The sequence below is a fragment of the Streptomyces sp. NPDC059851 genome (assembly GCF_042732005.1).
Classification (GTDB): Bacteria; Actinomycetota; Actinomycetes; order Streptomycetales; family Streptomycetaceae; genus Streptomyces.
In genome coordinates, this window is the sequence record NZ_JBHWJJ010000003.1 from 87,022 (window position 1) to 106,002 (window position 18,981).

The 18,981-nt window shown below is 71.0% G+C and carries 19 protein-coding genes; 18 read left to right on the top strand and 1 reads right to left on the bottom strand.

Going from position 1 to position 18,981, the window contains the following annotated elements; translation table 11 throughout:
• Positions 1–180 precede the first annotated feature (180 nt).
• The 5 genes from dop to prcA all read left to right on the top strand — a co-directional run bounded on the left by dop (position 181) and on the right by prcA (position 4,341).
• Complete coding sequence (gene dop, locus ACFV7Q_RS01565) at positions 181–1,692, top strand: depupylase/deamidase Dop (RefSeq protein ID WP_385422380.1); 1,512 nt, start codon at positions 181–183, stop codon at positions 1,690–1,692.
• 187 nt (positions 1,693–1,879) lie between these two features.
• Positions 1,880–2,092: a ubiquitin-like protein Pup gene (locus ACFV7Q_RS01570; protein ID WP_045947082.1), complete on the top strand. Its 213-nt coding sequence runs from the start codon at positions 1,880–1,882 to the stop codon at positions 2,090–2,092.
• A 470-nt stretch (positions 2,093–2,562) separates the two neighbouring features.
• Positions 2,563–2,739 carry an endonuclease domain-containing protein gene (locus ACFV7Q_RS01575; protein ID WP_385422382.1) on the top strand — a complete coding sequence of 59 codons (177 nt, stop codon included), beginning with the start codon at positions 2,563–2,565 and terminating at the stop codon, positions 2,737–2,739.
• Positions 2,691–3,530, top strand: a complete 840-nt coding sequence (prcB, locus tag ACFV7Q_RS01580) for a proteasome subunit beta (RefSeq protein ID WP_385422384.1) — start codon at positions 2,691–2,693, stop codon at positions 3,528–3,530. The genes ACFV7Q_RS01575 and prcB overlap by 49 nt, the downstream gene beginning before the upstream one ends.
• A 46-nt stretch (positions 3,531–3,576) precedes the next feature.
• A complete protein-coding gene (gene prcA, locus ACFV7Q_RS01585; RefSeq protein WP_385422388.1) occupies positions 3,577–4,341 on the top strand; it encodes a proteasome subunit alpha in 765 nt (254 codons plus the stop codon).
• Between the two features lie 88 nt (positions 4,342–4,429).
• Here prcA and ACFV7Q_RS01590 read toward each other — a convergent pair whose 3' ends face one another.
• On the bottom strand, positions 4,430–5,434 hold the full coding sequence (locus ACFV7Q_RS01590; RefSeq protein WP_385422390.1) for a LacI family DNA-binding transcriptional regulator: 1,005 nt from the start codon (positions 5,432–5,434) through the stop codon (positions 4,430–4,432).
• Positions 5,435–5,569: 135 nt separating this feature from the next.
• Here ACFV7Q_RS01590 and ACFV7Q_RS01595 point away from each other — a divergent pair, with 135 nt between their 5' ends.
• The 13 genes from ACFV7Q_RS01595 (at position 5,570) to ACFV7Q_RS01655 (ending at position 18,792) form a co-directional block, all read left to right on the top strand.
• Positions 5,570–6,820: an MFS transporter gene (locus ACFV7Q_RS01595; protein ID WP_385422392.1), complete on the top strand. Its 1,251-nt coding sequence runs from the start codon at positions 5,570–5,572 to the stop codon at positions 6,818–6,820.
• 58 nt (positions 6,821–6,878) lie between these two features.
• On the top strand, positions 6,879–8,240 hold the full coding sequence (pafA, locus tag ACFV7Q_RS01600) for a Pup--protein ligase (protein WP_385422394.1): 1,362 nt from the start codon (positions 6,879–6,881) through the stop codon (positions 8,238–8,240).
• 101 nt (positions 8,241–8,341) lie between these two features.
• Positions 8,342–9,280 (top strand): FKBP-type peptidyl-prolyl cis-trans isomerase, encoded by a 939-nt coding sequence (locus ACFV7Q_RS01605; RefSeq protein WP_385422396.1) that lies wholly within the window; start codon positions 8,342–8,344, stop codon positions 9,278–9,280.
• Positions 9,281–9,346: 66 nt separating this feature from the next.
• Complete coding sequence (locus ACFV7Q_RS01610; protein WP_385422398.1) at positions 9,347–9,727, top strand: FKBP-type peptidyl-prolyl cis-trans isomerase; 381 nt, start codon at positions 9,347–9,349, stop codon at positions 9,725–9,727.
• 127 nt (positions 9,728–9,854) lie between these two features.
• The gene (locus ACFV7Q_RS01615) at positions 9,855–10,814 is read left to right on the top strand and encodes a helix-turn-helix transcriptional regulator (RefSeq protein ID WP_385422400.1); all 960 of its coding nucleotides are present in this window, start codon (positions 9,855–9,857) and stop codon (positions 10,812–10,814) included.
• Between the two features lie 93 nt (positions 10,815–10,907).
• A complete protein-coding gene (locus ACFV7Q_RS01620; protein WP_385422402.1) occupies positions 10,908–11,876 on the top strand; it encodes a helix-turn-helix transcriptional regulator in 969 nt (322 codons plus the stop codon).
• Positions 11,877–12,027: 151 nt separating this feature from the next.
• Positions 12,028–12,300 carry a hypothetical protein gene (locus tag ACFV7Q_RS01625; RefSeq protein WP_385422403.1) on the top strand — a complete coding sequence of 91 codons (273 nt, stop codon included), beginning with the start codon at positions 12,028–12,030 and terminating at the stop codon, positions 12,298–12,300.
• 25 nt (positions 12,301–12,325) lie between these two features.
• On the top strand, positions 12,326–12,529 hold the full coding sequence (locus ACFV7Q_RS01630; protein WP_385422405.1) for a hypothetical protein: 204 nt from the start codon (positions 12,326–12,328) through the stop codon (positions 12,527–12,529).
• A gap of 219 nt (positions 12,530–12,748) precedes the next feature.
• On the top strand, positions 12,749–13,033 hold the full coding sequence (gene tatA, locus ACFV7Q_RS01635; protein WP_385422407.1) for a Sec-independent protein translocase subunit TatA: 285 nt from the start codon (positions 12,749–12,751) through the stop codon (positions 13,031–13,033).
• A gap of 80 nt (positions 13,034–13,113) precedes the next feature.
• Positions 13,114–14,070 (top strand): twin-arginine translocase subunit TatC, encoded by a 957-nt coding sequence (tatC, locus tag ACFV7Q_RS01640; RefSeq protein ID WP_385422409.1) that lies wholly within the window; start codon positions 13,114–13,116, stop codon positions 14,068–14,070.
• Positions 14,071–14,087: 17 nt separating this feature from the next.
• Positions 14,088–14,975 (top strand): diacylglycerol kinase, encoded by an 888-nt coding sequence (locus tag ACFV7Q_RS01645; protein WP_385422411.1) that lies wholly within the window; start codon positions 14,088–14,090, stop codon positions 14,973–14,975.
• A 135-nt stretch (positions 14,976–15,110) separates the two neighbouring features.
• A complete protein-coding gene (locus tag ACFV7Q_RS01650; protein WP_385422413.1) occupies positions 15,111–17,954 on the top strand; it encodes a DEAD/DEAH box helicase in 2,844 nt (947 codons plus the stop codon).
• A 91-nt stretch (positions 17,955–18,045) separates the two neighbouring features.
• Positions 18,046–18,792: a TetR/AcrR family transcriptional regulator gene (locus ACFV7Q_RS01655; RefSeq protein WP_385422414.1), complete on the top strand. Its 747-nt coding sequence runs from the start codon at positions 18,046–18,048 to the stop codon at positions 18,790–18,792.
• The last annotated feature ends 189 nt before the right edge of the window (positions 18,793–18,981 follow it).

Genomic DNA, 18,981 nt, shown 5'->3' on the forward strand with positions numbered 1-18,981 from the left:
CGGCCGTGACGGGGCGGAACCAAAGAACGGAAATGATCTCCCCACCGGCGTGGAGTGGTTCTAGGCTCATCCGTACCGCCGCATCCGCAGTGCGGGGTCGGGCACCGCACACGCACCGGACCACCAGCGGTACTTGAGCGCCGCTCCCGAACGGGGGCGCCGCCGGGCAAGGAGGGCCGCATGACCGTACGGCGAGTAATGGGGATCGAGACGGAGTACGGGATCTCCGTCCCCGGTCACCCGAACGCCAATGCCATGCTCACCTCGTCCCAGATCGTCAACGCCTACGCGGCGGCGATGCACCGGGCGCGACGCGCCCGCTGGGACTTCGAGGAGGAGAACCCGCTGCGGGACGCCCGCGGCTTCGACCTCGCCCGCGAGGCCGCCGACAGCAGCCAGCTCACCGACGAGGACATCGGCCTGGCCAACGTCATCCTCACCAACGGCGCACGGCTCTACGTCGACCACGCGCACCCCGAATACAGCTCCCCGGAAGTCACCAACCCGCTCGACGCCGTCCTCTGGGACAAGGCCGGCGAGCGGATCATGGCCGAGGCGGCCGTACGCGCCGCCCAGCTCCCCGGCGCCCAGCCGATCCAGCTCTACAAGAACAACACCGACAACAAGGGCGCCTCCTACGGCACGCACGAGAACTACCTGATGAAGCGGGAGACCCCCTTCTCGGAGATCGTGCGCCACCTCACCCCCTTCTTCGTATCCCGACAGGTGATCACCGGCGCCGGCCGCGTCGGCATCGGCCAGGACGGACGCGAACACGGCTTCCAGATCAGCCAGCGCGCGGACTACTTCGAGGTCGAGGTCGGCCTGGAGACCACCCTCAAGCGGCCCATCATCAACACCCGCGACGAGCCCCACTCGGACGCGGAGAAGTACCGCCGCCTCCACGTGATCATCGGCGACGCCAACCTCTCCGAGATCTCCACCTACCTCAAGCTCGGCACCACCGCCCTCGTCCTCTCCATGATCGAGGACGGGTTCATCACCGTCGACCTGGCCGTCGACCAGCCCGTACGCACCTTGCACCAGGTCTCCCACGACCCCGACCTACGCCACCTGATCTCGCTGCGCAGCGGCCGCACCCTGACCGCCGTGCAACTGCAGATGGAGTACTTCGAGCTGGCGCGCAAGTACGTGGAGGAGCGGTTCGGGGCCGACGCGGACGAACAGACCAAGGACGTGCTCTCCCGCTGGGAGGACGTCCTGGGGCGCCTGGAGAGCGACCCGATGAGCCTCGCGGGCGAGCTGGACTGGATCGCCAAGCGGCAGATCCTGGAGGGCTACCGGCGCCGTGACGGGCTCGGCTGGGACGCCGCCCGGCTCCACCTGGTCGACCTCCAGTACGCGGACGTACGGTCCGACAAGGGCCTGTACAACCGCCTGGTGGCCCGCGGCAAGATGAAGCGGCTGGTGGACGAGTCGGCCGTGGAGCGGGCCGCCGGGAAGCCGCCGGAGGACACCCGGGCCTACTTCCGGGGCCGGTGCCTGGAGCAGTACGCGGACGACGTGGCCGCGGCCTCCTGGGACTCGGTGATCTTCGACCTGCCGGGCCGCGACTCCCTCCAGCGCGTCCCGACGCTGGAACCCCTGCGGGGTACCCGCAAGCACGTCAAGGAGCTCCTGGACCGCTGCCGGACGGCGGAGGACCTGGTGCGGGTGCTCAGCGGGAACTGAACGGCGTTCCCGGGAGGGGCCTGAAAGCTGCCTCACCCGGGAATCATGGGAACACCCGGACGTTGTCAAAGTACGGGGACGAAAGTCCGGCCCTCCTTGTAGGGTCCGAAGTAGGGTCTGATCTTGAGGGATCCCGATCCCGGGGTCCCTCGTCACGAGCGTGCGAACCGAGCGGGGTGAGGTAGACATGGCGACCAAGGACACCGGCGGCGGACAGCAGAAGGCCACTCGCTCGACCGAGGAGGTCGAGGAGCAGGCCGCGGAAGCACAGTCCGACCTCAAGGAGCGGCAGGAAAAGCTCTCCGACGACGTCGACTCCGTACTGGACGAAATCGACGATGTGCTCGAGGAAAATGCCGAGGACTTCGTTCGTAGTTTCGTACAAAAAGGCGGCGAGTAGCCTTCGAATCTAAGGTGATTCCGCCAGGGTTTGGTCCATGTCCAACGGATCAAAGTGGTGTCGCGGGTGTAACCGTGACATACCACTGAGCGGGTTTGCTGCGGATCGTAACCGAGGGGACGGCCTGCAGCCGAGGTGCCGTGAATGCGTCGCGGCGTACAGCGCGCAGCACTATCGGCGCCGCCAGGCGGCTAAAGGCAAGGCCGTCAAGGAGCGGGTAAGGAGCGGGTGGAGGTGCCGGCGGGGTGGAAGCGCTGTCGGCAGTGCGGTGAGGTCAAGCCACACAGTGAGTGGCACAAGAACGCAAGTGCATCGGATGGCTTGTCCACTCGCTGTAGGGCCTGCCGGGCCGTTCAAGGCCGGGCAGGCCACCTCAAGCGTGCGTACGGCATGACTGAGACCGAGCGCGACGAGATGATCGCTGCGCAGGGCGGGTCTGCTGTATCTGCCTGAAGGCTCCAGCGGTACATGTGGATCATTGCCACACGACGGGTAAGGTCCGTGGCGTACTTTGCTTCAACTGCAACACGGCCATCGGCAAGTTGGGAGACGATCCCGACGCCGCTCGTCGGGTCGTTTCATACCTGGAGGGACACGCGTGGAAGCCAACAATCGTGGCACAGGGCGTCTTCCGGCAGCCTTCCTGACGCCGGGGTCGTCGTCCTTCATGGACTTCTTGGGTGCGCACGCACCCGAGATGCTGCCGGGCAACCGGAAGCTTCCGGAGGGGATCGTCGAGGCGCCGCACGGCACGACCATCGTGGCCGCCACGTTCCCCGGCGGGGTCGTCCTCGCCGGTGACCGGCGCGCGACGATGGGCAACATGATCGCGCAGCGGGACATCGAGAAGGTGTTCCCGGCGGACGAGTACTCCGCGGTGGGCATCGCCGGCACCGCCGGCCTGGCCGTGGAGATGGTGAAGCTGTTCCAGCTGGAGCTGGAGCACTTCGAGAAGGTGGAGGGGGCGACCCTCTCCCTGGAGGGCAAGGCGAACCGGCTGTCGACCATGATCCGGAGCAATCTCGGGATGGCCATGCAGGGGCTCGCCGTGGTGCCGCTGTTCGCCGGCTACGACGAGGGCAAGGAGAAGGGCCGTATCTTCTCCTACGACGTGACCGGCGGCCGCTCCGAGGAGCACGGTTACGCCGCGACCGGTTCGGGTTCGATCTTCGCCCGGGGGTCGATGAAGAAGCTGTACCGCCCGGACCTGACGGAGGAGCAGGCCACCACGCTGGTCGTGCAGGCGCTGTACGACGCCGCCGACGACGACTCGGCGACCGGTGGCCCGGACCTCTACCGCAACATCTATCCGATCGTCACCGTCATCACCGACGAGGGCTTCCGGCGGCTGACCGAGGAGGAGTCCCAGGGCATCGCCCGCAAGGTCACCGACCGCCGCCTCCAGGAGCCGGACGGCCCGCGCGCCGCCCTGCTCTGATCCGTAACAGCCCCTCAGGAGCCCAGAAGAAAGGGACGGTCAGCCGGTGTCGACTCCGTTCTACGTCTCCCCGCAGCAGGCGATGGCCGACCGGGCGGAATACGCCCGCAAGGGCATCGCCCGCGGTCGCAGCCTCGTGGTGCTGCAGTATGCCGACGGCATCGTGTTCGTCGGTGAGAACCCGTCCCGTGCGCTGCACAAGTTCAGCGAGATCTACGACCGGATCGGCTTCGCGGCCGCCGGCAAGTACAACGAGTACGAGAACCTGCGGATCGGCGGTGTGCGCTACGCGGACCTGCGCGGATACACCTATGACCGCGACGATGTGACGGCCCGTGGGCTGGCGAACGTGTACGCGCAGACGCTGGGCACGATCTTCTCCAGTGCCGGTGAGAAGCCGTACGAGGTGGAGCTGGTCGTGGCCGAGGTGGGTACGACCGCCGCGGGTGACCAGATCTACCGGCTGCCGCACGACGGCTCGATCGTGGACGAGCACGGCTCGGTCGCGGTCGGCGGGAACGCCGAGCAGATCAGCAGCTTCCTCGACCAGCGCCACCGGGAGGGGATGACGCTTTCGGAGGCGCTGAAGCTGGCGGTGCAGGCGCTGTCCAGCCAGGCGAACAGTGCGGACAAGACGATTCCGGCGGAGCGGCTGGAGGTCGCGGTGCTGGACCGGACGCGGTCGCAGCAGCGGAAGTTCAAGAGGATCCGGGGCCGGCAGCTGGCGCGGCTGCTGGAGGCGGATGTTCCGGCGGCGGCGCAGGCCGACGCGGTCTCGAACGACGAGGCCCCGGAGGACGACGCCGAGTAGGCGCCGCCCCGGTTCTCGGGCGTTCCACGCCCCGGTCCTGCCTCTTCGGAGGTGGGGCCGGGGCGTTTCGGGTTTCCGCGGGGTGTCGTCAGGGGCGGGTGGTCGGCGGGGGTGCCGTGGAGGCGCGTACGACGAGCTCGACGGGGATGTCGGGGGCGGTCCAGCCGGTGCCGTCGAGGACGGCGAGGAGGGCGGCCATGCCCTGTTCTCCGACGCGTTCGGCGGGCAGGTGGACGGTGGTCAGTTCGGGCTCGACGGCGGTGGCGAGGGCGAGGTCGTCGAAGCCGGTCACGGAGAGGTCGTCGGGGACGCGCAGGCCGAGGCGGCGGGCGGCCTTGCAGGCGCCGACGGCCAGGATGTCGTCGTCGCAGACGATGGCGGTGGGCCGGTCGGCGGGGGTGGAGAGGGCGGCCTCCATGGCCGTGCAGGCCGCGGCCACGTCGAGCGGGGCCCGTACGGTGCGCAGCTCGGCGTGGGGGTCGAGGAGGCGGGCCAGGGCCTGGGCGCGGACGTCGAAGGTCCAGGTGTCGACGGCGGCGGCGAAGTGGAGGAAGCGGCGGTGGCCGAGGGCCTGGAGGTGTTCGGTGACCTGGCGCACGCCGTCGGCCATGGCGAGGTTGACGTGGGCGGCGGCGCGGCCGGAGCCGGGGGCGCTGTCGAGCATGACGAGGGGGAGTCCGTCGCCGCCGATGGCGTCGAGGGCGGCGGCGGCCATGGAGGATGCGATGACGCCGTCCAGGGCGGCGCTGGCGGAGGCGAAGGGGTTGCGGGCGGGGCCGGTGCCGTCGGGGGAGGGGTAGAGGACGACGCCGAAGCCGTGTGCGGCGGCGACGCGGGCGGCTCCGGTGTGGACGCGGGCGAAGAATTCGTTGGTGAGGGCGGGGACGACGAGGAGGGCGGTGCGGGTGCTGCCGAGGCGGAGGTTGCGGGCGGCGAGGTTGGGTCGGTAGCCGAGGTCGGTTGCGGTGGCGCGGACGAGGTCGGCGGTGCGTTCGGAGACGCGGCCGCGCCATTTGTCGCCGAGGACGAGGGAGACGGTGGCCTGGGAGACCCCGGCGGCGGTGGCGACGTCGCGGCTGGTGGGTCTCGTCACACGGTTCTCCTGTAGTGCGAGGTCGGAGGGGTGGGGCCGGTTGTTCGGCTGGACCCCCGGGCTTCGGCCATGGTACGTATGAGCCGCCTAGTTATACGTATTACCCCGGCTGGTCCGGGCAGAAGGGGGCGCCAGATGGCCGCGGGATACGCGGAGCTGCTCAGGACCAAGCACGCGGCGCGGCTGCTGGCGGGCACGCTCGTCGGCCGGCTGCCGAACGCCACGGCTGCGATCGCGATCATGCTGTTCGTCCGGGCGGAGGGCGGCAGCTACAGCCTCGCCGGTGCCCTGGCGGCCGTGTACGGCGTGGCCAACGCGGTGGGGCAGCCGCTGCTCGGTCGTGCGGTCGATCTGTACGGCCAGCCCCGGGTTCAGCTCCCGTCGGCCGTGGTGGCGGCGCTGGGCATGGCGTGGCTGGCGCTGGCGGGTACCGGCTCGGCGGCGGTCGCGTACGCCGCGATGGTGGTGGCGGGGTTCTTCTCGCCGCCGCTGGAGGGCGGGCTGCGGGCCCTGTGGCCGAGCGTGCTGGGCGGTCGGGAGGACCGGGTGCACGCCGCGTACGCGCTGGACGCGGTGGCGCAGGAGGTCATGTACACCGTCGGTCCGCTGATCGTGACGGTGTCGGTCGCGCTGTGGAGTCCGGCCGGGGCCCTGCTGGTGATCAATGCGCTGGGTGTGCTCGGTGCGCTGTCCGTGGTGGTGTCCGAGCCGTCCCGTACGTGGCGCTCGGAGCCGCGGGAGGCGCACTGGCTGGGGGCGCTGCGCTCGCCGGGGCTGCGGGCGCTGCTGGGTGCCTTCTTCTTCGTGGGCATGGCGCTCGGCTCGATCGCGGTGGCTGCGATCGCCTATTCCGATGACAACGGCGGCCAGGCGGTCTACGGGTGGCTGATGGCCGCGCTGGGGCTCGGTGCGCTGGTGGGCGGCGTGGTGTACGGGGCGCGCCAGTGGAGCGGGGCGCCGGAGCGGCGGCTGCGGCTGTTGGTGGCGCTGCTGGCGCTGGGCTACCTGCCGTTGCTGCTGGCGCCCGGTCCGGTGGCCATGACGGCGCTGACCGCCCTTGCGGGGGTGTTCCTGGCGCCGACGATCGCCTGTGCGTTCATCGTGGTGGACCGGCACGCTCCGGTGGGTACGGTCACGGAGGCGTTCTCGTGGCTGGTGACCTTCTTCGGCGTGGGTGCGGCCGCGGGTACGGCGGTGGCGGGTCCGGCGGTGGAACTGGGCGGCACGGTGTCGGGGTTCGCGGTGCCGTGTGCGGCCGGTGTGGCGGCCCTGCTGGTGCTGACGTTCACTCAGCGGGTCCTCGTGGCTCCCGGCCGGTCCCGGACCGTGACGGGCTCCGTGGCGGGTGCTGCGGAGGCGGCGGAGGGCCGGCTCGTCGGGAACTGATCGAAACGGCGTTCCCGAAGCCGGTTTCAGATGGGTGCCAAAGGCGTAATGTTCAGTCATGGACCGCCGCATTTTCGGGCTGGAGAACGAGTACGGCGTCACGTGCACGTTCAGGGGACAGCGCCGACTGTCTCCTGACGAAGTGGCGCGCTACCTCTTCCGCCGTGTCGTGTCATGGGGCCGCAGTAGCAATGTGTTCCTGCGGAACGGTGCCCGCCTGTACCTCGATGTGGGATCGCATCCGGAATATGCGACTCCCGAATGCGACAACGTGACCGAGCTCGTCACGCACGACAAGGCCGGGGAGCGCATTCTCGAAGGCTTGCTGGTCGATGCCGAACGCCGCCTGCACGAGGAGGGAATCGCGGGCGACGTCTACCTCTTCAAGAACAACACCGACTCGGCGGGAAACTCGTACGGCTGCCACGAAAACTATCTGGTGGCGCGGCACGGGGAATTCTCCCGCCTGGCGGACATCCTCATTCCGTTCCTCGTCACGCGGCAGCTGATCTGCGGGGCGGGCAAGGTGCTGCAGACGCCGCGGGGCGCGGTCTACTGCGTGAGCCAGCGTGCCGAGCACATCTGGGAGGGCGTCAGCTCCGCGACGACGCGGTCGCGGCCCATCATCAACACCCGTGACGAGCCGCACGCGGATGCGGAGCGGTACCGTCGGCTGCACGTGATCGTCGGGGATTCGAACATGTCCGAGACGACCATGCTGCTGAAGGTCGGGGCCACCGATCTGGTGCTGCGGATGATCGAGGCGGGGACGGTGATGCGGGACCTGACCCTGGAGAACCCGATCCGGGCGATCCGCGAGGTCAGCCATGACATCACCGGCCAGCGCAAGGTGCGCCTGGCGAGCGGCCGTGAGGCCTCGGCGCTGGAGATCCAGCGCGAGTACTACGACAAGGCGCTGGACTTCGCCGAGCGTCGGGGGATCCGTTCCGGCACGGTGGAGCAGGTGCTGGAGTTGTGGGGCCGGACGCTGGACGCGGTGGAGTCGCAGGACCTGGACCGGATCGCGTCCGAGATCGACTGGGTCATGAAGTACCAGCTGATCGAGCGGTACCGGGCGAAGCACGGCATGACCATGTCGAATCCGCGGGTGGCCCAGATAGACCTCGCGTACCACGACATCCACCGTCGGCGCGGGTTGTACTACCTGCTGGAGCGCAAGGGGCAGGCGGCGCGGATCTGCAACGACCTGAAGATCTTCGAGGGCAAGTCGGTGCCCCCGCAGACGACGCGGGCGCGGTTGCGGGGTGACTTCATCCGGCGGGCGCAGGAGCAGCGGCGGGACTTCACCGTGGACTGGGTGCACCTGAAGCTGAACGACCAGGCGCAGCGGACGGTGCTGTGCAAGGACCCGTTCCGGGCGGTCGACGACCGGGTGGAGAAGCTGATCGCCGGCATGTGACATCGCACTGATTGTGGCCGGGGCCTCGTACGTATCTCGTACGGGGCCCCCGCACGCCTTAGAGTGGCGACGACCGTTGCCGTCTGAGATCTGAGGAACACGTGCGCCGACTTGCCGGCCTGCTGGTCGTACCCGCTCTGCTGCTGTCCACGGCAGCCTGTGGCGACAGCGGCTCCGACTCCGCCGATAAGAAGAACGGGGTGCCCGCGATCACCGAGGGCGCCAAGTTCGGAGAGACCCCGAAGCTGTCCAAGGGCGAGGGCGACCCGCCGAAGGAGCTGAAGGTGGAGACCATCAGCGAGGGCACGGGCCCGGCGCTGAAGAAGGGCGATGTCGCCCAGGTCAACTACTACGGCCAGGTCTGGGACGGCAAGGAGCCGTTCGACCAGAGCTTCGGCAAGGGCAAGCCGTTCGAGGTCACGATCGGCGCCGGCATGGTCATCAAGGGCTGGGACCAGGGCCTGGAGGGCAAGAAGGTCGGCAGCCGTCTGGAACTGGTGATCCCGCCGGACCTGGGCTACGGAGCCAAGGGTTCCGGCGACAAGATCAAGCCGAACGCCACGCTGGTCTTCGTCGTGGACATCGTCAAGGGCACCAGCGTCCCGGTCTCCGCCACGGGCAAGGAGGTCCCGCAGGAGGACAAGGCCCTGCCCAAGATCGGCACCAACACGGACGGCAAGGAAGTCGCCGTGACCGTTCCGAAGGAGGGCGAGCCGCCGGCCAAGCTGGTCTCGAACTACGTGCTGGAGGGTGACGGCCCGGTCGTCAAGGACACCGACAGCGTCGTCGTCAAGTTCCACGGCAAGACGTGGAAGGACGACAAGACCTTCGAGAGCACCTACGCCCTCGACCAGACGGTGACCTGGCCGATGGACCAGATCTCGGTCAAGGGCCTCAAGGAGGGCCTGGTCGGCAAGAAGGCCGGCAGCCGCATCCTGCTGGTCATCCCGCCGGACCAGGGCTTCGGAGCAGAGGCCAAGGGCTCGATCCCGGCGAACTCGACGCTGGTGTTCAGCCTCGACATCCTCGCGGTGATGTAAGACTGTCCCGGTTGTCCCCCCGGCTACCGTCGGGGGGACCCGTACGTTTTTCTGAGGAGCAGTTCCGTGAGCGACAAGCTCGAGAAGCCCGAGATCGACTTCCCCGAGGGCCCCGCCCCGAAGGACCTGGAGATCGTGGACATCTGGGAGGGTGACGGCCCGGTGGCCGAGGCCGGCCAGAAGGTCTCCGTCCACTACGTCGGCGTGGCCTTCTCCACCGGCGAGGAGTTCGACGCCTCCTGGAACCGCGGCGCCCCGCTGCCGTTCATCCTGGGCATCGGCCAGGTCATCGAGGGCTGGGACAAGGGTGTCCAGGGCATGAAGGTCGGCGGCCGCCGCAAGCTGACGATCCCCGCGCACCTCGCCTACGGTGACCACAGCCCGACTCCGGCCATCCAGCCGGGCGAGACGCTGATCTTCGTCTGCGACCTGATGGGCGTCGGCTGAACCGGCCGCCCCTGACGGGCTGGAGGGCCCCTGCCGTGAGGCGGGGGCCCTCGCTTTTGCCCGGGAGCGCCGGGGCGGTACGGTCAACGGTCACGGACATGCACTGGAGAAGGGCGGAAGGGCGTCGATGGCGATTGCCAAGGCCGAGCGGCTGATGAATCTGGCGCTGTGCCTGCTGGGGACCCGCCGGCCGCTGAGCAAGCGCGAGCTGCGCGGCTCCATCGAGGCGTACATGGAAGCGGGCAACGACGAGTCCTTCAACCGGATGTTCGAGCGGGACAAGGACGATCTGCGTGAGCTCGGCCTCGTCATCGAGACGGTGGAGAACCTGGAGGGCGAGACCGGCTACCTCGCCCGCCGCGACAGCAACCGACTGCCGCCCGTTTCCCTGGACGCCGAGGAGGCCGCCGCCCTGGGCCTGGCGGCCAAGGTCTGGCAGCAGGCCCGCCTCGCCGGGGCCGCCAGCGGCGCCCTACAGAAGCTGCGGGCGGGCGGCATGCCGGAGGCGGAGGACCCGTACGGGGGCCAGCACAGCGTCATCGAGCCGCGCATCCCGGTCCACGAAGCCGCCTTCGAGCCGCTGATGCTGGCCTGCCGCGACCGCCGGCCCGTGGTCTTCGACTACCGCAAGTCCACCGCCGCCCGGCCGGAGACCCGGAGCGTGGAGCCCTGGGCCCTGGAGTGCTGGCGCGGCCACTGGTACCTGGCCGGCCACGACCGGGACCGGGGGGAGGAGCGGGTGTTCCGGCTCTCCCGGATCACCGGCAAGGTCCGCTCCCGGGCCGGCACGTACACCGCCGAGGTGCCGGACGTGGTCACCGTGCGGGAGACCGTGGCGGGCTGGGCCGGGGAGAGTGCGGACCGCACCGCCGTGATCCGGCTGAGGTCAGGCGCCGGCTACCCGCTGCGGGCCAAGGCCACCGCGTTGCGCGAGGGCGTCGCGGACGGCTGGGACGAGCTGGAGATCCCGTACGGGCACGGCTTGGACGCATGGCTCGTGGAGTTCGGGCCGGACGTCGTGGTGGTGGAGCCCACCGGCCTGCGGTCGGACGTGGTGGACCGGCTGCGCGCCGTCGCCGGGGGCTGAGGCCCTCCGGGCCCCGCACCCGGTTCCGTTCCACCGCACCGTCCGCACACCGCACCGTATCCACGACGTGCCCTGAGGGGGAGACCTACCAGCATGGCCGCCAACGCCATCGACCAGACCCGCCGGATGTTGTCCCTGGTGACCTACCTGCGCGAGCGCCCCGGGGCGCACGTCGCCGACGTCGCCCGCGCCTTCGGGATCACCGAGGACGAGCTGATCTCGGACCTCGACGTGCTGCCGATGTGCGGCACCAGCTTCCGGGGCGGTGACCTGCTCGACATCGACACCGACGGCGAGCGGATCTGGTGGCACAACGCCGACGCCTCGGGGGAGTCCACGGCCGAGCCGCTGCGCCTGGCCGCGGACGAGGCCACCGCCCTGCTGGTGGCGGCCCGCGCCGTCGCCACCCTGCCGGGGCTGCGCGAGAGCGACCGGGACGCCCTGCTGCGGGCCACCGCCAAGCTGGAGGCGGCCGCCGGGGAGGCCGCCGGGGCCAGCTCCCGGCTGTCGGTGACCTTCGAGGCCGAGGGCGGGGTCTTCGCCGACGTCGACCGTGCCATAGCCGAGCGGCGCCGCCTGTGGCTGCGCTACTACTCGCCCGCGCGGGACGAGCTCACCGAGCGCACCGTCGACCCGATCCGGCTCTTCGCGGTGGGCCACACGTACATGGAGGGGTGGTGCCACCTCTCCGAGGCGCGGCGCACCTTCCGCCTCGACCGGGTGGCCGAGATCCGACTGCTCGACGAGCGCTCCGAACCGCCCGCGATCGAGCCGCGCGACCTGTCCGTGGGGCTGGTGCAGCCGGCCGCCGAGGACCCGCAGGTCGTGGTCGAGGTGGGGCCGGCCGGCCGCTGGGTGGCCGAGTACTACCCGCACGACAGCGCCGAGGAGCTGTCCGACGGCGGCCTGCGGATCACGTTGCGCAGCCCCGACCCGGGCTCGCTGCGCCGCCTCGCGCTGCGGCTGGGTCGGGACGGCCGGATCGTGTCGCCGCCGGAGCTGGCGGAGAGCGCACGGCAGGCGGCGCGCGAGGCACTGGCCGGGTACGGGGAGCAGGGCTGAGCCCACGGCGACGGGGCCATCCGAGGGGTACGGGGCCGGCCCGGAGGCAGCTGCACGACAGCGCCCGGGTCCGGGGCGGCGCCGGCGGCACCCGGCGCGGCCGCACCGCAGGGAAGACGAACGGCTGAGGGGAGCGCCGAGGATGTCGCGAATGTCTGGGCCGTGGGGCGGGCGGCCCGCCGCAGGGCCGCCGGGACGGCCCGCCGCCGCGGGGCCGGTCACCTTCAAGGCCGCCTGCCCCGACTGCCGGGCCCGCTTCGAGCTGGACGCGGCCGCCCTGCGGCTGGTCATCGGCGGCAGCCGGCGGACCACCTTCTACTCCTTCACCTGCCCGGCGTGCGCCGCGTCCGTACGGAAGCCGGCCGGCGAGCGCATCGTGGAGCTGCTGACCGGCGGCGGCGTGAGCACCCTGCGCAGCGTCTGACGGCACCGTGGCCTACGCTCGTCCCATGCTGTGGCCGATGCTCGCAATCGCCCTGGGATTCCTCGGGCTCACCGTCCTCGCCGTCCTGGCGCTGCGCGTCTTCGTGGAGGTGCGGCGGCTGTCCGGCCAGGTCGCGCACGCCAGCCGGCGGATCGCGGACGCCTCCGGGGACCTGGAGCGCGCCGCCGAGGACCTGGCCCGGGCGGGCCGGGAGACCGTGGGCCGCTGAGCGACGCACGTCCGCCGGACGCGCCACGCGCGGCCGGCGGATATATGGAAAGTGTGGGCCGTGCCCCGTACCGTCTGACGCAGCCGCGCGCAAGGCGGGGTACGCCGGGGGATTGCCGGTCGTTAACCCCCGGGGGTTACGATCCTTGGAGCGGTCCGAGGATCACGTCCTGTGCCGTTGCCACCACAACCAGCCGTTTCGGTGAGAAGGAAGACACACATGATCGGCAATATGAAGCCCCTCGAGATCCTTCTGATCATCGCTGTCATCGTGCTCCTGTTCGGTGCGAAGAAGCTCCCCGAGATGGCCCGCTCCCTCGGCAAGTCGGCCCGGATCCTCAAGAGCGAGGCCAAGGCCATGAAGAGCGAGAGCGCCGCGGAGGACGCCGCGCGCACCGCCGACCAGGCCCCGCAGCAGGCTGCCCCGCGCACCATCAAGGCCGCCCCCGGCGACGTGACCAGCTCCCGGCCCGTGAGCGAGCCGAACCACACCACCCAGGGCTGATCCGCCGGTCACGACCCGGTCGGCACCGTGGTCGCGATCACGGGCGCGCCGGTCAACTGCAACGAGACAAGGGACGTGGGTTGCTCAAGTCCGCCCGCAAGCAGGAGAAGCAGAACAAGGACGCCGAAGGGCGGATGCCCCTTGTCGAGCACCTGCGTGAACTGAGAAACCGCCTGTTGAAGTCGGTGTTGGCGATCCTCGTGATCACCGTGGTGGCCGCCTTCTACTACAAGGACGTCATCGACTTCATGCTGAAGCCGATGCTGGACTCCGTCGGCTGCACCGACGGGGTGGTCTCGCAGCGCAACGGCCGGCCCTGCGCCGACATGACCGTGAACGGCCTCATCGCGCCGTTCTCGATCGCCCTCAAGGTCTCGCTCACCGCGGGCGTGGTCCTCTCCGCCCCGGTCTGGCTGTACCAGCTGTGGGCCTTCGTCGCGCCCGGCCTGCACAGCCACGAGAAGAAGTACGCGATGGGCTTCGTCGCGATCGGCGCGCCCCTCTTCGGTGCGGGGGCGGTGCTCGCCTACAGGCTGCTGCCGAAGACCGCCACGATCCTCCTCGACTTCACCCCCGAGCACGCGCGCAACCTGCTTCCGGTCGACGACTACCTCGACCTCGTCACGCGCATGGTCGTCGTCTTCGGCCTCGCCTTCGAGCTGCCGCTGCTGCTGATCCTGCTCAACTTCACCGGGGTCGTCACCGCGAAGCGGCTCGCCGGCTGGTGGCGCGGCATGGTCCTCGGCATCACGGTCTTCGCGGCCTTCGCCACCCCCACCGGCGATCCGCTGACGATGCTGTCCTTGGCCTCCCCGATCGTCGCCCTGTACTTCATCGCCCTCGGGATCTGCCTGGTCAACGACCGCAGGCGGCGCCGCAACAACCCCGACGCGTTGCTCTCCGACGACGAGGCCTCCGAGCTCGACCTCGCGCCCGCCCCGATCGGCGCGGTGGAAGCGGTGGCGGCCCCGGCACAGCTGCCCGAGCAGACCGACGGCGGACGCCGGCGGATCAACGGTTACGACGACGCCACCTGACGGGTACATTCCGTGCGGTGAGCGCTGAGATCACCCTCTTCGTCAATCCCACCGCAGGACGCGGCCGGGGCGCGCACGCCGCGCAGCCGGCCGCTTCCGCGTTGCGGGACGCGGGCTTCCACGTCCGCACCGTCGTCGGCACGGACGCCGAGGACGCCCTGGCCCGGCTGCGCACCGCCGTGCGCGAGGGAACCGGGGCGGTGATCGCCGTCGGTGGCGACGGCGTGGTCTCCCTGGCGCTCCAGGCCCTGGCCGGGACCCTGGTGCCGCTCGGGGTGGTCGCGGTGGGCACCGGCAACGACTTCGCCCGCGCCCTGGGCCTGCCCGTACGGGAGCCGGCACTGGCGGGCCGGCTGGCCGCCGAGGCCCTCAAGGAGAGCCGGGTGCGCGAGATCGACCTGGGGCGGGTGGCCGGGACCTGGTACGGGACCGTGCTCTGCTCCGGCTTCGACTCGCGGGTCAACGACCGGGGCAACCGGATGCGGCTGCCCGCGGGCCGCTTCAAGTACGACCTGGCGATGATCGCGGAACTGGCCGCCTTCCGGCCCTTCCCGTACCGGATCACCCTCGACGACGGACCCGTGATCGAGACCGGGGCCACCTTGGTCGCCGTCGGGAACGGGTCCTCGTACGGGGGCGGCATGCGGATCTGCGCCGACGCGGTCCCCGACGACGGGCTCTTCGACGTCGTGGTCGTCGGCGACTGCAGCCGGACCACCCTCCTGAAGGTGTTCCCGCAGGTCTACAAGGGGACGCACCTCAGCCACCCCGCGGTCACCGTCCACCGGGCCGCGAAGGTCACGCTGGAGGCCGTGGGGCTGACCGCCTACGCCGACGGGGAGCGGGTCGGGCCGCTGCCGGTGACCGCCGAGTGCGTCCCGGCGGCCGTACGGATCCTCGGCTAGCGGCACCCCGGGCCCGGGGCGCGGGCCGGGCGGGCCGAGCGGGTCCCGGCCCGACGTCCGGCGGCCCCGCGGGCCCCGGACCGGTCATAAAGATCGCGACTGTTGTCAGGGGCGGCGGGTAGGCTCGACAGCAAGATGACCGAAGAACTCTCACCCGCCGAGCGGTACGCCGCTGCCCGGATCCGCGCCGCCGAGGAGGCCACCGCCCTGGCCCCCTTCCGCGAGCTGTACGACTTCGACCTGGACGCGTACCAGGTCGACGCCTGCAAGGCATTGGAGGCCGGCAAGGGCGTGCTGGTCGCCGCCCCGACCGGCTCGGGCAAGACCATCGTCGGCGAGTTCGCCGTGCACCTGGCCCTGCGGCAGGGGCGCAAGTGCTTCTACACGACACCGATCAAGGCCCTGTCGAACCAGAAGTACGCCGACCTCGTCAGGCGCTACGGCGCCGACCGCGTCGGCCTGCTGACCGGCGACAACAGCGTCAACTCGGAGGCGCCGGTGGTCGTGATGACCACCGAGGTGCTCCGCAACATGCTGTACGCGGGTTCGCAGTCGCTGCTGGGCCTGGGTTACGTCGTGATGGACGAGGTGCACTACCTCTCCGACCGGTTCCGCGGCGCCGTATGGGAGGAAGTGATCATCCACCTCCCCGAGTCGGTGACGCTGGTGTCCCTGTCGGCCACCGTGTCCAACGCCGAGGAGTTCGGCGACTGGCTCGACACGGTCCGCGGCGACACCGAGGTGATCGTCTCCGAAGAGCGGCCCGTTCCGCTGTGGCAGCACGTCATGGCCGGCCGCCGGATACACGACCTCTTCGAGGAGGAGACCGACCACGGGGGCCGCGGCTCCGCCCGCCGCGAGGTCAACCCCGACCTGCTGCGCATGGCCCGCGAGGAGAACAGCCGCACCTACAACCCCAAGGACCGGCGCCGGGGCAAGATGGTCCGCGAGGCCGACCGCGAGCGGGAGCGGCGTTCCCGCAACCGGATCTGGACGCCGGGCCGCCCCGAGGTGATCGCCCGCCTCGACGGGGACGGGCTGCTGCCCGCCATCAACTTCATCTTCAGCCGGGCCGGCTGCGAGGCCGCCGTCCAGCAGTGCCTCTTCGCGGGCCTGCGGCTCAACGACGAGTCGGCGCGCCTGAGGGTCCGCGAAATCGTCGAGGAGCGGACCGCGTCCATTCCCGCCGAGGACCTGCACGTCCTCGGCTACTACGAGTGGCTCGAAGGCCTGGAGCGCGGGATCGCCGCGCACCACGCCGGCATGCTGCCCACCTTCAAGGAGGTCGTGGAGGAGCTCTTCGTCCGCGGCCTGGTCAAGGCCGTCTTCGCCACCGAGACCCTCGCGCTCGGCATCAACATGCCCGCGCGCACGGTGATCCTGGAGAAGCTGGTCAAGTGGAACGGCGAGCAGCACGCCGACATCACCCCCGGCGAGTACACCCAGCTCACCGGCCGGGCCGGCCGCCGCGGCATCGACGTCGAGGGCCACGCCGTGGTGCTGTGGCAGCGCGGCATGGACCCGGCGGCCCTGGCCGGGCTCGCCGGCACCCGCACGTATCCGCTGCGCTCCAGCTTCAAGCCCTCGTACAACATGGCGGTCAACCTGGTGCAGCAGTTCGGGCGGCACCGCTCGCGCGAGCTGCTGGAGACCTCCTTCGCCCAGTTCCAGGCCGACCGCTCGGTCGTCGGGATCTCCCGGCAGGTCCAGCGCAACGAGGAGGGCCTCGCCGGCTACCGCGAGGGAATGACCTGCCACCTGGGGGACTTCGAGGAGTACGCGCAGCTGCGCCGCGACCTCAAGGACCGCGAGACGGAACTGGCCAAGCAGGGCGCCGCCCAGCGCCGGGCCCAGGCCGCCGCCTCCCTGGAGCGGCTCAAGCCGGGCGACGTCATCCACGTGCCCACCGGCAAGTTCGCCGGGCTCGCGCTCGTCCTCGACCCGGGCGTGCCCGCCGGGCGGGTCAACGGCCACCGCGGCCAGGAGTACGCCGAGGGCCCGCGCCCGCTGGTCCTCACCGCCGAACGGCAGGTCAAGCGGCTCGCCCCGATCGACTTCCCGGTGCCGGTGGAGGCCATCGACCGGATGCGGATCCCGCGGAGCTTCAACGCCCGCTCCCCGCAGTCCCGCCGCGACCTCGCCTCCCAACTGCGGGCCAAGGCCGGGCACATCACCCCCGAGCGGGGCCGCCGCGGCCGGGCCGCAGCGGCCGACGACCGTCAGATCGCCAGGCTGCGGGCCGAGCTGCGGGCCCATCCCTGCCACGGCTGCGACGAGCGCGAGGACCACGCCCGCTGGGCGGAGCGCTACCACCGGCTCAAGCGGGACACCCAGGCCCTGGAGCGGCGCATCGAGGGGCGGACCAACACCATCGCCCGCACCTTCGACCGCATCCACCGGCTCCTGACCGAGCTGGACTACCTGCGCGAGGACGAGGTCACCGAGCACGGCAAGCGGCTGGCGCGGCTCTACGGCGAGCTCGACCTGCTGGCTTCCGAGTGCCTGCGGGCCGGGGTCTGGGAGGGGCTGAACCCGGCCGAACTGGCCGCCTGCGTCTCCGCACTCGTCTTCGAGGCGCGGCAGTCCGACGACGCGGTCGCTCCGAAGGTGCCCGGAGGGGCGGCGAAGGCCGCGCTCGGTGAGATGGTCCGCATCTGGGGCCGGCTCGACGCACTGGAGGAGGAGCACCGCATCAACCAGGCGGAGGGCGTGGGCCAGCGCGAGCCCGACCTCGGCTTCGCGTGGGCCGCGTACGAGTGGGCCTCCGGCAAGAGCCTGGACGAGGTGCTGCGCGAGGCGGAGATGCCGGCCGGCGACTTCGTACGCTGGTGCAAGCAGGTCATCGACGTGCTCGGGCAGATCGCCGCGGCGGCGCCGGCGTCCACGGAGGGCGGCAGCGGCAGCACCGTGGCGCGCAACGCCCGCAAGGCGGTCGACGCCCTCCTGCGGGGTGTAGTGGCCTACAGTTCCGTCGGCTAGGCCCTTTTGGGGCTTCCTCCGAAGGGGGTCACGGCCGGATCTCATCTCTTGCCATGATCACCTCGGGGTGCTCCTGTGCGACGATCGGGCCATGACCGGTGGAACGGGCGAAGGTCCGAGACGCGTCGGACGGCCGCGCGCCGACCGGCTGAAGGAACGCGGCGGCCGGCCGCCGCGCGAGGAACTCCTCTGCGCGGCGGCCGAGCTGTTCACCGTACGGGGGTACGCGGCGACCACCACGCGGGCGGTGGCCGCGCGGGCCGGGATGCGCCAAGCCACGATGTACCACTACTTCGCCGGCAAGGACGAACTCCTCGCCGAACTCCTGGAGTCCACGGTCGTCCCCTCGCTGGGACTGGCCCGCCGGCTCCTCGCCGACACCGGGCGGCCCGCCGCCCAGCGGCTGTGGGAGCTGTGCCGCTCGGACGTGCTGCTGCTGTGCGGGGGGCCCTACAACCTGGGCGCGCTGTACCTGTTGCCCGAGGTGGCGGGTTCCCGGTTCACCCGCTTCCGCCGGATGCGCGGCGAACTGCGGGAGGCCTACCGGGCGTTGCTCAGCGCCACCTCCGTCGGCACCGAACTGGGCGGGGACCGGGACGCCTTGGCGCTGCGCAACGACCTGGTCTTCGGGCTGGTCGAGGGCGCCATGCTGATCCACCGCACCGATCCCGTCCGGCCGGTGGCGACCTTCGCGGAGGCCGCGGCGGACGCGGCGCTGCGGATCGCGGGCGTCGCGCGGGGACGGGACGCGGACCCGGCCCCGGCCCGGGCCGGCTCCGGGGGCCGGGGCGGGGACCCGCCGGCTGCCGGGCCTCCTGCGGCGCCGCCGACCGGGTGACTCCCCGGCACGCCTGGGCCGATGGAATGAAGATCGGGAGAATCGCCCGGGCGCGCACGGACAAGACCCTCGACCGGAATGCCGGAAAGCTACTGTTTCGGGGGGTGCTGAGGGCCGGAGTCGTCAACGACCGGGCTCGATGCCACCCCCGCTCCGCTCTCCGGCCCGGCGACTGGAGGCCGGAGCGGG